The 15,632-nt window shown below is 35.0% G+C and carries 14 protein-coding genes and 1 pseudogene; 11 read left to right on the top strand and 4 right to left on the bottom strand.

Going from position 1 to position 15,632, the window contains the following annotated elements; genetic code table 11:
- Both WBF61_RS02175 and WBF61_RS02170 read left to right on the top strand, forming a co-directional pair.
- A pseudogene (locus WBF61_RS02175) lies at positions 1-551 on the top strand (hypothetical protein); the annotation flags it as partial.
- Positions 552-629: 78 nt separating this feature from the next.
- Positions 630-1,622 carry an ornithine cyclodeaminase family protein gene (locus tag WBF61_RS02170; protein ID WP_424253511.1) on the top strand — a complete coding sequence of 331 codons (993 nt, stop codon included), beginning with the start codon at positions 630-632 and terminating at the stop codon, positions 1,620-1,622.
- An 85-nt stretch (positions 1,623-1,707) separates the two neighbouring features.
- On the opposite strand, the gene WBF61_RS02165 is transcribed toward WBF61_RS02170, so the two are convergent.
- The gene (locus WBF61_RS02165; protein WP_424253509.1) at positions 1,708-2,286 is read right to left on the bottom strand and encodes a hypothetical protein; all 579 of its coding nucleotides are present in this window, start codon (positions 2,284-2,286) and stop codon (positions 1,708-1,710) included.
- Positions 2,287-2,489: 203 nt separating this feature from the next.
- Between WBF61_RS02165 and WBF61_RS02160 the strand changes: the two genes are divergently transcribed.
- From WBF61_RS02160 to cydC, 8 genes are all read left to right on the top strand, one after another.
- Entirely contained in the window at positions 2,490-2,963 is a 474-nt protein-coding gene (locus tag WBF61_RS02160; protein WP_424253508.1) for a Dps family protein, read from the top strand.
- Positions 2,964-3,122: 159 nt separating this feature from the next.
- On the top strand, positions 3,123-3,695 hold the full coding sequence (locus WBF61_RS02155; RefSeq protein ID WP_424253506.1) for a TetR/AcrR family transcriptional regulator: 573 nt from the start codon (positions 3,123-3,125) through the stop codon (positions 3,693-3,695).
- Positions 3,696-3,771: 76 nt separating this feature from the next.
- Positions 3,772-4,896, top strand: a complete 1,125-nt coding sequence (locus WBF61_RS02150) for an ABC transporter permease (protein ID WP_424253505.1) — start codon at positions 3,772-3,774, stop codon at positions 4,894-4,896.
- Positions 4,896-5,573: an ABC transporter ATP-binding protein gene (locus WBF61_RS02145; RefSeq protein ID WP_424253503.1), complete on the top strand. Its 678-nt coding sequence runs from the start codon at positions 4,896-4,898 to the stop codon at positions 5,571-5,573. The genes WBF61_RS02150 and WBF61_RS02145 overlap by 1 nt, the downstream gene beginning before the upstream one ends.
- A 352-nt stretch (positions 5,574-5,925) precedes the next feature.
- Positions 5,926-7,338, top strand: a complete 1,413-nt coding sequence (locus WBF61_RS02140) for a cytochrome ubiquinol oxidase subunit I (protein ID WP_424253502.1) — start codon at positions 5,926-5,928, stop codon at positions 7,336-7,338.
- 8 nt (positions 7,339-7,346) lie between these two features.
- The gene (gene cydB, locus WBF61_RS02135) at positions 7,347-8,363 is read left to right on the top strand and encodes a cytochrome d ubiquinol oxidase subunit II (RefSeq protein WP_424253513.1); all 1,017 of its coding nucleotides are present in this window, start codon (positions 7,347-7,349) and stop codon (positions 8,361-8,363) included.
- Positions 8,364-8,365: 2 nt separating this feature from the next.
- Positions 8,366-10,108, top strand: coding sequence for a thiol reductant ABC exporter subunit CydD (gene cydD / locus WBF61_RS02130; protein WP_424253500.1), 1,743 nt, complete (start codon positions 8,366-8,368; stop codon positions 10,106-10,108).
- A complete protein-coding gene (gene cydC, locus WBF61_RS02125) occupies positions 10,101-11,876 on the top strand; it encodes a thiol reductant ABC exporter subunit CydC (protein WP_424253498.1) in 1,776 nt (591 codons plus the stop codon). The genes cydD and cydC overlap by 8 nt, the downstream gene beginning before the upstream one ends.
- Positions 11,877-11,991: 115 nt before the next feature.
- On the opposite strand, the gene WBF61_RS02120 is transcribed toward cydC, so the two are convergent.
- Positions 11,992-12,978, bottom strand: coding sequence for a polyprenyl synthetase family protein (locus WBF61_RS02120; protein WP_424253496.1), 987 nt, complete (start codon positions 12,976-12,978; stop codon positions 11,992-11,994).
- Positions 12,979-13,473: 495 nt separating this feature from the next.
- Here WBF61_RS02120 and WBF61_RS02115 point away from each other — a divergent pair, with 495 nt between their 5' ends.
- Positions 13,474-14,679: an NAD(P)/FAD-dependent oxidoreductase gene (locus WBF61_RS02115; protein WP_424253495.1), complete on the top strand. Its 1,206-nt coding sequence runs from the start codon at positions 13,474-13,476 to the stop codon at positions 14,677-14,679.
- Positions 14,680-14,728: 49 nt separating this feature from the next.
- Here the strand turns inward: WBF61_RS02115 and WBF61_RS02110 are convergent, their stop codons facing one another.
- Positions 14,729-15,172, bottom strand: a complete 444-nt coding sequence (locus WBF61_RS02110; protein ID WP_424253493.1) for an acyl-CoA thioesterase — start codon at positions 15,170-15,172, stop codon at positions 14,729-14,731.
- Between the two features lie 79 nt (positions 15,173-15,251).
- On the bottom strand, positions 15,252-15,632 hold a 381-nt coding region (locus WBF61_RS02105; protein WP_424253491.1), incomplete at its 5' end, for a hypothetical protein.

Genomic DNA, 15,632 nt, shown 5'->3' with positions numbered 1-15,632 from the left:
GCCAAGTTATTGGAGCGTATGTTGGACCCCGTTTTGTTGTGAAATTACCAGAAAAAACAATCAAGCAGTTTGTATCAATCGGTTTAACTGTAGCAGCAATTTTAATTTTAGCTGGTAAATTTAATTTAATTCCATCTAACGGAACAGCAACAGAATTATATGGATTCAAACTAGTTACTGCCGGTGTGTTATTATTCGCTTATGGTGCATTAAACAATATTGGTATTGGTTCATACGCTTTAACAATGGCAACTGTTTACGCTCTAGGTATGAATCCAGCAGCAGCTTTCCCAATTATGATGGGAGCATGTACGTTCTCTGTTCCAATCGGTAGTATGCAATTTGTTAAATTTGGTCAATATAGCCGTAAAATCACATTATTTGCTTCAACATTTGGTGTTTTAGGAGTATTAACAGCAGTATACTTTGTGAAATCACTAAATACTGGTATGCTGCAATGGTTGGTTATCGTAGTGTTGCTTTACACAGCGATTAGTATGGTTTTAGAAATGCGCAAATCAAAATTGAGCTTAGCAAACGAAGTAAACTAGAAAATAAAAATTGAATCAACTCTTAAAAAAACTGTTAACGACTACAAACAAAGTATGTTTCATGAGGGAGAGAAAAGTATGATTGTATTAACAAAAGAAGAGATGCAAAAAGTTTTTTCAATGGAGGAAGCTATCCAAGCAGATAAAGAGGCTTTACGTCTTTTTTCTGAAGGGAAAAGCACGGTTCCATTGCGCACGAATATTGATATTCCAGAGCATGGCGGTCAAAGTTTATACATGCCAGCTTATGTCGCTGGAAAAGACCATGCTTTAGGAGTTAAAATTGTTTCGATTTATCCCGGAAACATTGAAAAAAATCTACCAAGTGTACCAGCGACTATGGTTATGTTGAATGCTGAAACGGGAATAGTTGAAGCGATGATGGACGGAACATACTTAACGCAATTGCGTACAGGAGCTGTCCAAGGAGCAGCAACAGATGTATTGGCTCGTAAAGACGCTAAAATTGCTGCTTTAATTGGAACAGGTGGACAAGCTATTTCTCAACTAGAAGCGATGCTGACTGTTCGCTCATTAGATGAAGTGAGAATAGTCGACATAGATGAAGAACGTTGCAAACAGTTTGTCAAAGAGATGTCAGAACAATTTTCACATTTTAGTACAAAATTAATCGCAGTAGCTACTTCTGAAGAAGCCGTTAAAGGTGCAGATATCATCACTTCTGTAACCACTTCTAAACGTGCAACATTTTCTGGTGAATATGTAAAAGAAGGCGCGCATATCAATGGTGTTGGAGCATATACGCCTGAAATGCATGAACTTCCAAGTGATATCATTGTCCGCGCAGATAAAGTTATCTTCGACACAATGGAAGGTGTTCTAGCAGAAGCGGGTGATTTGATCACTCCGTTAAATGAAGGACTAGTAGAAAGAAGCCATTACCAAGGAGACCTTGGTGAAGTGATGCTAGGTAAAATTACAGGTCGTGAAAATGATAAAGAAATAACCGTTTTTAAAACAGTTGGGACAGCCGTATTAGATGTTGTGACAGCTAGCAAAATTCTTGTGAAAGCTAGAGAACTTGGCGTCGGAACTGAAATCACGTTATAAGTTTAAACAAATGAATACACTAAAAGCTACCCATTGAGTCTTACTCACTCAATGGGTAGCTTTTAGTGTATAAGATAGCTGCTGTTTATTCTTGATTATCTGTTTCTTGATTTGTTCCAGGAGACATTGGTATGCTTGGATTAGTAATAGGATGATCTCCACCATATGTTCCATCAGTTTTTTTGATTGGAATACCATCTACAGTCAAGTCTTTATTTTTAGATTTAGGAAAATCGGTGTGAGCAGCTGAGTATTCACCAATAGTTGATAAAATATCTTCATTTTCTTTAGTAGCTTCTGTCGCATAAATCTTATTATTTGTCTGATTATTAGTTGATGATTCTTCAACTAAAATAACGTATCCACCGTTTTTAATTGTTTTATTGTACCGTTTAGTAATAGAAGGTTTTAGATTGTATTTTCCGAGAGGATTGTCTATATCGCCATCCGTAAAGATATCTCTAGCTCTATCCCAAATGGATTGATGATGAGCTTGGGTCACTGAATCAACAGCAGCAATCGTTAAACTTTCGATTTTCCCTTTATTTTCTTTAAACGTAACAACTGTAATGTCACCAGGTTCATATCCTTCTACTAACAAATGTTCTATTCCTGCAGCGGCTTCTTCAACTGATTGACAAGCATCTTTAAAAACTTTTGCCATTATAATTCCTCCTAGTCTTTTGATAGTGTTCTTATAAATAGCGTATCAAATAAAGGAAGGGTTTCCAATTTTAAACACTTGAAATTAGAGATAAAATTAAATCAATCCATTGTTAAGTTGTATAGTTAGACAGATCAATCTTTTTTAATTATAATGATTATAAAGTGGTGACACTTTAATACGATTGTAGGAGGAAAAGAAACATGGCACAAACAACTACCGAAGTACAAACAGCACTGAATAACTTGGTGGCAGCTCATAGAGTCTTAACGAGTAAATTATATCAGTATCATTTTTATGTACAAGGAACTCATTTCTTTACACTACATGAAAAATTTGAAGAATTATATAATGAGACCACAGAAAAATTTGATGAGTTAGCTGAACGTTTACTTGCTATTGGTGGAAAACCTTACTCAACCTTACAAGAGTTTTTAGATCATTCTTCTATTAAAGAAAAACCTTATACAGAAAAAATTACAGATATGGATATGGTAACATCAGTGGTAAGTGATTTACGTATAATGAGAGATGAATTAGCACGTGCGATTGTATTAACTGGTGAAGCAAGCGATGATGTTACCCAAGATATGTTAATTGGGTATAAAACGGATGTAGATAAACACATTTGGATGTTGCAAGCCTTTCTAGGGAAAGATCCACTAGAAGGCGAATAAATAAAATCAGTGAATAAAAAAGGTTCCAGAATTTTTTCTGGGCCTTTTTTTGTTGAGAAATAAAATAGAAGAATTAGCGATTACTCATTCAAATTGGAATCTTTAAGCATTAATGATGGTATACTAGTACCGTTAATTGAATGATAGGAGTGATCATAAATGGCTAGAGAAAAAAAATTTTCAACAGAAGATATATATATGGAGACTCATAAATTATTATTGTCAGTTGGGTATGACAAGTTTTCATTTGGATTACTAGCAAACTCGCTAAATGTCTCTCGAGCAGCTATTTATAAATATTATACAAATAAAGATGAATTAATTTATGACTATATGGTTTCAGAAATGGAAAAAATGGTAGACGATTTGAATAAAATAGAATGGATTTCAGATTATCCTTCTCAGTTTCAACAATTATTCTCATTAATTTTTGGCTACAGCGACATTCATCAAATTTCATTTATGATTCCGAGTAACGGAAAAACAGAAAGTGAAAAAATAAAAGAGAAGAAACAACAGTCTCGTGTCTTACACAAATTATTCTTTGAACAAATTCAACAATTTATTCAAGTAGGACAAGATAAAGGCTATATAAAAAAAACTATTCCAGTTAGTCTCATTATCGAACTGATCTTTCATAGTGTAACAATTCCGAATCGATCAGGACTTTCTCAAGAAGAAAGAGCCCATTTTTTGCAAGAAATTATTTGCCAAGGAATGTTTATAAAATAAGGTGACAGATGTGTAACTTTGAGGTATACTAATCTTACGACTTACGGGTTAGTTTATTTGAAATGAGGCTAGAATAATGTTCTTAGCACTTAAAGAATTAAAATATTCAAAAGGTCGCTTCATCATGATTAGTTTAATCATTGTTTTAATCTCTTGGTTAGTATTTTTTTTAGCGGGATTAGGTAACGGGTTATCTGATTTAGGAGCAGCAACATTAAAGTATGGAGATTTTGATTATGCGTTATTTGAAGAAGAGTCTGATTTTTCTTTTTCTAAATCGGTTCTATCAGAATCTTCTGCAGAAGAATTGTTGAACGAAAAAGGGGTTAAGGCTGTAGCTCCAATAGGTACGGCATCAGCTTCTATCCGTCAAAAAGAGAGCAGCGAAGATAAAAATTCAAAAGTAGATGTCCTGATTGCAGGTATTCGACCGGGTTCATTTATGGAACCAGAAGTTACCTCAGGAAAAACATTGCAACCCAATAACCCTTCTGGAGTCATTGTAAATGAGTCATTAAAAGAGGAAGGTTTCAAATTAGGAGATACATTAGCCATTAATGGATCAACGCAAGAGATGGAAATTATTGGTTTTACTAAAAATCAATCATTGAGTCATCAACCAGTTGTCTTTTCTTCTTTAGATAAATTGCGCGAGTATAAATACGCAGCGCCAGGTTCGGATAACGGAATTAAAAATGCCGTTAATAGTATTTTGATACAAGGTGAAGATGTTGATCCCAGAAAAATAGAGAAAGCAATTGGTGCGGTTCAAATAGGCTCTAAAAAGGAAACGATTAACGCGGTTCCTGGCTATTCTGCAGAAAATGGAACCATTTCAATGATGGTTGGCTTCTTGATTATTATTTCTGCAATAGTTATTGCCGTATTCTTTTATATTTTAACAAGTCAAAAGACACAACAGTTTGGTGTAATGAAAGCCATCGGTGCGAGCAATTGGTTTATCATTAAATCGGTTGTTTCCCAAGTGTTTATCCTATCAGTAGCGAGTATAGCGATAGGGATTGCTTTAACCTACGCAACGGCTGCTATTTTACCAGACTCTATGCCGTTTAATTTAATCAATTCATTAGTTGTTTCATATAGTTTAGTTTTATTAGCGATTAGCGTCGTTAGTTCATTCTTTTCTGTGTTGAAAATAGCGAAAATAGATCCGTTGACAGCATTAGGGAGGGTAGAATAATGGCAGGTTTACAATTAAAAAATGTTTCAAAAGTTTATCAAGAAGGCGATTTTGAAACAATTGCCTTAAATGATGTTTCGTTAGCCGTAAAACCAGGTGAGTTTATAGCGATTATTGGGCCTTCAGGTTCTGGGAAAAGCACATTTTTATCTGTTTCGGGAGCTTTGCTCCAACCTTCTAAAGGGGAAGTGCTGATAAATGATGTGAATATTTCAACTTTAAATGAAAAAGAGCTTTCTAAGGTAAGGTTGAAACAAATTGGTTTTATTTTACAAACGTCTAATTTAATTCCTTATCTAACGGTACTAGACCAATTACTGATTGTTAAAAGAATGAGTGGAAAGGTCTCAGATGAGGCTGAAAAGTATGCTATAGAACTGTTGTCAGACTTAGGAATGGCAAAAAAATTAAAAAAATACCCAAATGAATTATCTGGTGGTGAGCGACAAAGAGTAGCAATCGCTCGATCATTTATGAATAATCCAGAATTAATATTAGCGGATGAACCAACGGCTAACTTAGATACAAAACGAGCAATTGAAGTCGTAAAACTAATCGCTCAAGAAGTTAAATCTAGAGGTAAAGCGGCTATTATGGTTACTCATGATGAACGGATGTTGAAATATTGTGACCGGGTTTATAGAATTGAAGACGGTATGCTTTCTCAAGAAGCGTAAAAAAAGTTAAGTGAGTTTAGATAGATGAGGCCCATTTTTCATTTAGAAAATGGGTCTTTATTTATTGCCTACTGAACTCATTAGTCTTCTAGCAAAGAAATAATGAAGGGAACTAACGAATTTAAACAACTCAAACAAAAGATAAATGAAACATGAGTTCCTTCAAATGAGTACAAATAAGCAGTAAACAAGAAAACAATCATGTGGCTTTAGTAGATTCGCCGACTTAAGAAGGAAGATAGAATAGCCATTGTAATTATTTTAAGAAGGACTATAATGGAAAATGCAGTTTTAAAAATAGGGAGATAGCCTGATTAAAAAAGAAGGCTAGAATTTGAAGGAGGTTTTTTGAGTGGATTTTGATATTCTTTCGCTTGCAAGATTTCAATTTGCAATGACGACGATTTTTCATTATTTTTTTGTGCCATTATCAATAGGTTTAGGACTATCAGTTGCTATTATGGAAACAATTTATGTTGTTAAAAAAGATGAGATGTATAAAGATATGGCTAAGTTTTGGGGGAAAATATTCCTCTTAAGTTTTGCGGTAGGAGTTGTTACTGGAATTATTCAAGAGTTCCAATTTGGAATGAACTGGTCTGATTACTCACGTTTCGTTGGAGATATTTTTGGTTCATTATTAGCTATGGAGGCTTTGATGGCTTTCTTTTTAGAATCAACATTTATCGGTTTATGGATGTTTGGTTGGGATAAATTTAATAAGAAAGTCCATGCCTTGTTTATGTGGTTAGTTGTTTTAGGGGCTGTACTTTCAGCCTTTTGGATACTAGTTGCAAACAGTTTTATGCAGCATCCAGTTGGATATGTTATCAATAATGGACGTGCTGAATTAAATGACTTTAGCGTTTTATTGACGAACCCAAAAGTCTGGTATGAAGTATCTCATGTCTTATCTGGAGCTGTTTTATTAGGCGGATTTTTTGTTGCAGGGTTAGCTGCATTTAGACTGATTGCTAAAAAAGATAGTGAATTTAACCTTAAATCATTAAATTTAGGATTAGTGATTGGTTTAGTAGGAGCACTTATTTCTGTCGGAAGTGGAGATTTGCAAACGAAAGCTTTAGTGGCTGATCAACCAATGAAGTTCGCAGCTACAGAAGGATTGTATGAAGATTCTGGCGATCCAGCATCTTGGACCGCTATTGGTTTACATGATACAGATAAAAAAGAAACGACTTGGTCACTTGAGATTCCTTACTTGCTAAGTATTCTATCTTACAATAAACCTGAAGGGTCTATTCGTGGGATGAATACAATTAATGAAGAATTAATAGCAGAGTATGGACAAATGGATTATTATCCACCGGTTAAGACATTATTTTGGAGTTTCAGAATTATGGCTGGTAGTGGAGCATTTTTATCTTTAGTAGCTCTAGTCGGTTTATGGTTTAGCTTACGTAAGAAAACACTATTGAAAATGAACTGGTTACTTTATGTCATTGGATTCACTCTGTTTGTTCCGTTTATAGCCAATACTGCTGGATGGTTAGTTACGGAATTAGGTCGTTTCCCGTGGACTGTCTATGGTTTATATACAATGGCAGATAGCATATCACCAAATGTTTCAGCTACTTCATTGTTCATTAGTAACCTTATTTATTTCACACTTTTCTCTATTATTGGTGGAGTGATGGTTTACTTTGTAAGAAAAGAAGTTCAAGCTGGTCCCTATGATAGACAAGAAAAAGAAGATAAAGAGAGTAAAAAAAGTGACGATCCATTTGAAAAGGGGGCATTTAACTAATGGCTGATATAAGTACATTACAATTTCTTTGGTTTTTATTCATTGGTCTTTTGTTTGCCGGTTTCTTTTTTCTTGAAGGATTTGATTTTGGTGTTGGCATGTCGACGCGTTTTTTAGCCAGAGATAAGGAAGAAAGAGACCAATTAATTGCAACGATTGGTCCGGTATGGGACGCGAATGAAGTTTGGTTAATTACAGCAGGAGGAGCTATGTTTGCTTCGTTTCCTCACTGGTACGCTTCTTTATTTAGTGGGTATTACTTAATTTTGCTAGCAATCTTATTCGGGCTGATTATTCGCGGTGTTTCATTTGAATTTCGTGGGAAAATGGAAAGCGAAAAAGGTCGTTCAATATGGGATTGGACACTATTCGTGGGCAGTGTCATTCCGCCATTCTTTTTCGGTTTAATGTTTACAAGTATGGTCCAAGGAATGCCATTAGATAAAGATGGCAATATGTTTGCGACTTTTGCAGATTATTTCACACCATTTTCAGTTGTTGGAGGGATTGCTTTAACGTTGCTTTCATTCTTGCATGGATTGAATTACATTAGTTTAAAAACACTAGGGGACATAAGAGTTCGGGCTAATGACTACGCTAAGAAATTATATGTTGGTTTATTTGTAGGGTTAATCGTATTCGCTGTCTTGTTATACACATCAACGGATTTCTTTGCTTTACATTTTACAGCAACAGTAGCTTTGTTATTATCAATGGTTGTGTTAAGCATACTAGCCACCTATGGTGTTTATAAAGGGAAAGAGTTTTTAGCTTTCATAACAAGTGGGTTAACGATAATAAGCTTAGTAGCACTATTATTTGTTGGGTTATTTCCACGCGTCATGGTTAGCTCAATTTCATCAGCGAATGATATATTAATTGTGAATGCTTCTAGTTCACCTTATACACTAAAAATAATGACATGGATGTCACTAACGGTTTTACCATTCGTATTAGCTTATCAAGGATGGACGTACCACGTATTTAAACAAAGAATTAAGAAAGATAAAGTGGTGAAGTATTAATTATGATGGATAAACGTTTAATGAGTTTATCTGGTATGAAAAAAATGATGGGATTGCTTGCAGGGATTTCTTTTCTGCAAGCTTTTATGATTGTTTTTCAGGCCAGATATTTAGCTCTTTCAATTACTGGTTTATGGAATGGAGAAGGAATATCAGCACAGATAAAAGCTATTAGTTTATTCTTCTTATCGTTTGCAGGACGCCATTTATTAACCGTTATTCGTGAAAACTGTCTAGACAAGTTTGCCTATGAAAAAGGAAAAGAATTGAGAAAAGAGTTACTTAATCAAGTTTTTTCTTTAGGTCCAAAAATGGTCCAAAAATCTGGAACAGGTAATGTTGTCACGATGGCTTTAGAAGGAATTCGTCAAGTGGAGAACTATATTACGTTATTTTTAGCTAAAATGATGAATATGATGATTATTCCTTGGATTGTTCTAGTGTACGTATTTACTTTAGATAAAGACTCAGGTTTCACTATGATTATTGTCTTTCCAGTTATTATCTTATTTATGATTATTCTAGGGTTTGCAGCGCGCGAAAAAGCAGATCGTCAGTACGAAACCTATAAAAAGTTGTCTAATCATTTTGTAGATGCTTTACAAGGATTAGAAACGCTGAAATTATTAGGTTTAAGCAAACGATATAGTAAGAATGTTCATGAAGTCAGTGAGAATTACCGTAAAGCAACGATGAGTACGTTAAAGATTGCTGTTTTGTCAACGTTTGCGTTAGATTTTTTTACAACCTTATCGATTGCATTAATTGCTTTATTTTTAGGGTTACGCTTGCTAGAAGGAGGTATGACTTTACTGCCAGCACTGACGGTGTTAATTCTAGCGCCTGAATTTTTCTTGCCGGTCAGGGAATTTTCGAGTGATTATCATGCAACATTAGATGGCAAAAATGCTATGGGAGCTATTTTGGATATTTTAGAAATAAAAACGCCAAAGGAAACAACTTTATTGTCTAAGGAACAAGCTAAATGGAGTGAAGAAAGTGAGTTAACGATAAAAGGGATGACTGTTCACCACAATAAGCAAAATAAGCCAGCACTTTCCGCTATTGATTTTAAATGGAAAGGGTATGGGAAAATTGGGCTAATAGGGGCTAGTGGTTCAGGTAAATCTACTTTTATTGATACGATAGGTGGTTTTTTACAACCGGATGAAGGGATTTTAATCGAATTAAATCAAGTGAAACTACCACATTTTTCTCAACAGAACTGGCAAAAAGAAATAATTTATATTCCTCAAAAACCGTATATTTTCCATGATACACTAGCCAATAACATTCGTTTTTATATGCCGGAAGCTGAAGACCAAGCTGTCCTAAAAGCTGTTGAAAAAGCTGGGTTAGCAGATTTTATTGAGGAGTTACCTGAAGGGATTCATACAATCATTGGGGAAAGCGGCCGGAGTTTAAGTGGCGGGCAAGCGCAGCGTGTTTCTATAGCGCGGGCTTTTCTTGATCCTGAGCGGAAAATTTTATTGTTTGATGAACCAACCGCTCATTTAGATATTGAAACGGAAGTTGCTTTAAAAGAGAGTATTTTACCATTAATGGATAAGCACTTAGTATTTTTTTCAACACATCGCTTACATTGGACCAATGAAATGGACTATATTTTAGTGTTAGATCAAGGGGAAATAGTTGATGCGGGTACACATGAAGAGCTATTAATAAAAAAAGGACCTTATGTAAATCTAATGAATCAGATGAGAGGAGAAAAAACGCATGATTAAAAACTATTTAGTTCATATGCGCACGACTTTTTCTGAGGATACTTGGGTTAAACCATTTATGGCTAAGTACCGAAAACTACTGTTTCTTGTGTTGTTTTTAGGATTTATGACACTCTTTAGCGGCAGTGCGCTAATGTTTATTTCAGGTTACTTAATTAGCAAGTCCGCAAGTATGCCTGTTAACATTATGCTTGTTTACGTTCCAATTGTTTTAACACGAGCCTTTGGAATAAGCAGACCAGTATTTCGTTACATTGAACGTTTGACTAGCCACAACTGGGTTTTAAAAATGACATCTGATTTACGAGTAAAATTGTATACCTCACTAGAACAAGATGCTATTTTTATTAAAAGCAAACATAAAACCGGTGATATTTTAGCTATTTTAGCAGAAGATATTGATCATATTCAGAATCTTTACTTAAGGACCATTTTTCCAACCTTAATTTCTTGGATTATGTATACAACAGTCGTAATTGCTTTAGGTTGGTTTTCTATTCCTTTTGCTCTTTTGATGCTGCTAATGTTAGGTGTGGTCGTGGTTTTATTGCCTTTAGTTTCGATATTAGTGAACGGAGCAAGAATGTATGCGCAAAAAACCATTCGTAATGGTCTGTATGACCAATTAACAGATGCCGTTCTAGGTGTTGGTGACTGGTTATTTAGTGGTCGAAAAGATGATTTTCTTAAGAGTTATGAAGCAAGTGAACAAGCTAATCGTGAAAAGGATTATTCTATCAAACGATTCAATCGAGTACGTAATTTTCTTTTACAACTAACTTTTAGTTTGATTGCCGTAGTTGTTTTGATTTGGACAAGTACGATTTTTCAAGGAAATCAAGGAGGAGCAGCCAACTGGATAGCGGCTTTTGTTCTAGCTGTTTTCCCCTTAATTGATGCATTTGCTACGATTCCTGATGCTGTTTCAGAATTGACAATATACGAAGATTCGATTAAACGAATGAATCAATTGCCACCAATTAAACCAAATTCAAAACCAATCGTAACAGAAGAACGGGATGAATTAAAAAAAGTGGGATTTCAAAAAATACAGTTTCAACAGGTTGTTTTTTCTTATGAGAATCAAACAAAAAGACTGATAGATGAATTTACTTTAACTGTTTCAAAAGGAAAGAAACTAGCCATCCTTGGTAAAAGTGGGGCTGGAAAAAGTACGATTGGTAAACTACTAAGAGGGGACTTGGTTCCGCAAACTGGAACAGTAATGTTAAATCAAGTGCCAACAAATGAATTAGCAGAGGATGTTTCATCTTGGATAAGTGTGATAAACCAAAGTCCTCACTTGTTTAATACGTCAGTCATGAATAATGTTCGACTTGGAAACGTTGAGGCAAGTGACGAAGAAGTAATAAAAGTTCTTTATCAAGTAGGGCTTGGAGAAATGATTGCTTCTTTACCAGATGGCTTCAATACGTCAGTAGAAGAGGCAGGAGCTCGTTTTTCTGGAGGTGAAGGGAAACGGCTTGCTTTGGCTAGGACGTTGCTTCAAGACACGCCAATCGTCCTTTTGGATGAACCTACAGTTGGGTTGGATCCCATTAATGAACAAATCTTATTAAATACATTATTTGATACACTAAAAGATAAAACGATTATTTGGATTACGCACCACCTTCAAGGAGTCGATCAAATGGACGAAGTTATTTTTATTGAAGACGGAAAAATAGAGATGCAAGGTACCCCAGGAGAATTGTTGGCTACTAATAGTCGCTATCAACAACTCTATCGTTTAGATCGAGGCGAATGAAAAAGTTATCCTCAGAATAAGATAGGCTAGTTAAATAAAACAGCAAAACCCCCGATTAGAAGCACAGGTTTTGTGTCTAATCAGGGGTTTTGTTGTTATCTAGAAAAGGAGTTGCTTAATGTTTTCGATTTAGTAATCGTTCTGTTAAGTCGTAAAGAAGATCTCGTTCAGGGCGTTCTGGTAATTGTTGTATAGCAGTTAAGGCTTTATTTGTATAACGCTCAGCAAGATTTTGCGCCTCTTCAATGCCGTTATACTTTTTAACGAGATGAGCAACTTGTTGGATATCGTCATCAGACATGTCTTGTCCTTTTGAAAGATAGGGGGTGAAATTCTTTTTGTGTCCTCTTAAAGCTAGAATGAGTGGCAAAGAATACACGCCTTGTTTCATATCTTCCAAGACAGGTTTCTTCAAAGAAATACTGTCTTGTTTGTAATCTAAGATGTCATCCAATATTTGAAAAGCAATGCCAATATTATGACCGATATGTTGACTACTCGTAATCGTTTTTAAATCTGCTTTCCCCATTTGTGCGCCTTGCAAACAACTTAATGAAAAAAGTTGGGCCGTTTTCCCAGTAATGTTTCTAAGGTATTGGCGCAAGGTGATATCGGTATTGTAGCGTAAATGCATCTGGTCAAGTTCGCCTAAAAGTATCCGACGCATGACAAAAGCATTTAATCGAATGGTAGAGACCGAATTCGTTGTCTCTGCTAATAATCCGAAGTAAACAGCAAATAAAAAATCACCCGTATATACAGCAATATCTTTGCCATATTTAGATTGAACAGTTTCGATGCCTCTTCTAGTGGGAGAATCATCAATAATATCGTCGTGAATGAGTGTCGCCATGTGCAAGACCTCTAATGAAGCAGCGGCGTGAGTAAGTTGAGTAGTTTTTTTAAGGTCGGAATCTCCAAAACGAGAGAATAAGATAAAGTAAGCAGGGCGCAAAAGCTTTCCACCCGAATATAATAAGTCAAAAATAACCTGTTCAACTTCTTTGTTTCGAATACGTACTTTCTTTTCTATTACTGCATAGCTGGTAGCTAATTCGTCTTCAATTTCTGGATAATGACTCCATATAGGATGAATGGCCATTATGTTGTTCCTTTCAAGTAGAATCTAAGATTCTTTTTAATTTTTTGACTTATAGACGATTATAGCACAAACATTAATTTAGCGTATGGAGTGAGTTGTGTCAATAAGGATAAAAAAATAATCTTAAAAAACAAATAAGAAAGTCTTAATTTTTTATTAAGGGTTCTTGCTTGACAAGCCATTTTTTTAAGAGCATAATTATGCGGTTGTGAAAAATTAGCAGAATATCCCAGAAAATAAATGGTGAATGGGGAAAATGACTAGTAAGGAGATGAGTTATCGGAGAAGGTACATTGTTTCATTTCCAGCTGCCTTTGATTGAACTCAATCGTTCTAGCAAAGCTGCATGTGAAGTGCGTAAAAAATAGACATGCTCGTAGACTTTGACATCCTATAAGAGATGGCGAGTATAGGAATCTACTAAGATACAAAAAATAAATAAAGGAATCAATTTGATAATTAAAAATGGAACTAAAGAAAGCGAGAGAATAAACAATGAGCAAAGCAAAAGTAGTTATTTTAGGTGCAGGGTATGCAGGTCTAAGAGCGTTAAAAAGTCTTCAAAGTAAACGATTAGATATTGATATCACAATCGTAAACAAGAATAGTTTCCATTATGAATCAACTTACTTACACGAAGTAGCAAGTGGAGCACATAACGCAGAAAGAATAAGTTATGAGATTAAAACAGTTATTAATCCTAAACAGACAACGTTAATAGAAGATACGGTAGTCGTTGTAAATAAAGACGATAAAACCGTAGAACTTGAAAAAACTGGTCTAATTTCATTTGATTATTTAATTTTTGCATTAGGATTTGAATCTGAATCCTTTGGTATTAAAGGAGTAGAGCATTATGGCTTACCTGTTGTTGACATCGAAACAGCTCAAAAAGTTGATCAACATTTGCGTACTCAATTTTCTAAATACAATGAAACAAAAGACGATGCTTATCTAAGTGTAGCAGTTTGTGGAGCAGGTTTTACGAGTATTGAGTATATCGGAGAGCTAACACTTCAATTGCCAAAATTAGTTAAACAATACGCTGTTCCTATCGAGAAAGTTCAAATTAGTTGTATTGAAGCAATGTCTACATTGTTGCCAATGTTTGATGAAAAGTTAGCTGATTTTGGTATTCAAAAACTAAAAGATCGCGGAGTTAACTTTATTGTTGGAACACCAATCAAAGAGTTAACCGCTGATTCAGTAATCTATGAAGAAGCTGGGGAATTAAAATCGATCAAAGCGAAAACAATCGTTTGGACAACAGGAGTAAAAGGCAGTAGTATTGTTGAGGCTTCTGGTTTTGAACAAAGACGTAATCGTGTGATGGTCGAGAACGATTTGACCGCACCAGGCTATCCAGATATCTTCATCATAGGAGATTGTTCAGCTGTAATGGACAGTTCAACGAATCGCCCATATCCACCAACAGCTCAAATTGCTTTGAAACAAGCAATCAATGCAGCGGATAATATTGAAGCAAAATTAAAAGAGAAAGCAATGAAGCCATTTACGTTTACTGCTTTAGGAACAGTTTGTTCGATTGGAAATAATCAGGCAATTGGCGAAGTGTTAGGGCGTAACTTAAAAGGATACCCTGCCTCAGTGATGAAAAAAGTTATTGGAGACCGTTCATTAATTGAAACCGGCGGAGTAAAAATAGTTGCGACTAAAGGACGTTTTGATTTTTACCGCTAAAAAAATACCCGATTTCACTCTGTTTTTTTGAGTGTTATCGGGTATTTTTTTAGTTAGTTTTAAAAGGATTTACTCCAACAAGGTTTATAAAGAGATCATAAATCGATTTATTTACTTTTTTTAAAGAAACTGGTCGGTGCTCGCTATTTAAAAAGCAGTGCTTACTTAATCCAGTAGCTCTGATTTCACCTGAAACCTTATCAATGACTTGATACGAAATAGTTAGTTTAATGCCGTTAAAAAAATCGACGACAGGAATGATATAAACCGTTTGATTGTAATAAACCATTGATTTATAGTCACACTGAATAGCTAAAACAGGAATAATAATACCCGAATCTTCCATTTGGTCATAACCAAATCCAAGCGAATCTAACAAATCTGTTCGAGATTCCTCAAACCAGCGGATATAATTTGAGTGATGAATAATTCCCATTTGGTCAGTCTCGTAATAGTGAGCTATGTGTTCATAGTGCGTTAATTCATTGTTCATAAAGAAACCTCGCTTTACTACATTTAAATAAGCGTCTTTCAGATAGATAATGGCGTAATAAATAATCAATCATTTGTTTTTAAAATGTTGCTAATTCTGGTACTAGTGATTGGTCTGAAACAGTTGCTAAATAGCCGTACAAAGAACCGGTATAAACAGATTCAAAGATGGGCAGGACTTCTAGATCTTGAGGTGTAATAAAATGTATTTCTTTCTGAAAATGATAGATTTTACTATCGGCTAATAAAGTGGCAACAAATTGAGAACAAAAAAACATGTCATCACGTACGAAGTCAATATTGAGAGCAAGTGTCACTAATCCCATCAAGTTATAGTGATACAGATTCTTTGTCTGTTCATAATATCGGATTAGGTTAGTCAACAATGAGTATTGTTCTGGTGTTACATCGCAAGCAAGAATATTGCACTGTGCACGTATAAAATACTCTCTCGTTAAGTC

Source organism: Carnobacterium sp. (assembly GCF_049673005.1).
In the GTDB taxonomy this organism is placed as follows: domain Bacteria; phylum Bacillota; class Bacilli; order Lactobacillales; family Carnobacteriaceae; genus Carnobacterium_A.
Note: the sequence above shows the minus strand (reverse complement) of the source record. Positions and strands in the feature narration are given on the sequence as shown.

Excerpts from the sequence above, each read along its gene's own strand:
- WBF61_RS02120 (WP_424253496.1), bottom strand. The coding sequence starts at position 12,978 with ATGGCCATTCATCCTATATGGAGTCATTATCCAGAAATTGAAGACGAA.
- WBF61_RS02165 (WP_424253509.1), bottom strand. The coding sequence starts at position 2,286 with ATGGCAAAAGTTTTTAAAGATGCTTGTCAATCAGTTGAAGAAGCCGCT.
- cydC (WP_424253498.1), top strand. The coding sequence starts at position 10,101 with ATGATTAAAAACTATTTAGTTCATATGCGCACGACTTTTTCTGAGGAT.
- WBF61_RS02160 (WP_424253508.1), top strand. The coding sequence starts at position 2,490 with ATGGCACAAACAACTACCGAAGTACAAACAGCACTGAATAACTTGGTG.
- WBF61_RS02155 (WP_424253506.1), top strand. The coding sequence starts at position 3,123 with ATGGCTAGAGAAAAAAAATTTTCAACAGAAGATATATATATGGAGACT.
- WBF61_RS02145 (WP_424253503.1), top strand. The coding sequence starts at position 4,896 with ATGGCAGGTTTACAATTAAAAAATGTTTCAAAAGTTTATCAAGAAGGC.
- WBF61_RS02110 (WP_424253493.1), bottom strand. The coding sequence starts at position 15,172 with ATGAACAATGAATTAACGCACTATGAACACATAGCTCACTATTACGAG.
- WBF61_RS02115 (WP_424253495.1), top strand. The coding sequence starts at position 13,474 with ATGAGCAAAGCAAAAGTAGTTATTTTAGGTGCAGGGTATGCAGGTCTA.
- WBF61_RS02150 (WP_424253505.1), top strand. The coding sequence starts at position 3,772 with ATGTTCTTAGCACTTAAAGAATTAAAATATTCAAAAGGTCGCTTCATC.
- cydD (WP_424253500.1), top strand. The coding sequence starts at position 8,366 with ATGATGGATAAACGTTTAATGAGTTTATCTGGTATGAAAAAAATGATG.
- WBF61_RS02170 (WP_424253511.1), top strand. The coding sequence starts at position 630 with ATGATTGTATTAACAAAAGAAGAGATGCAAAAAGTTTTTTCAATGGAG.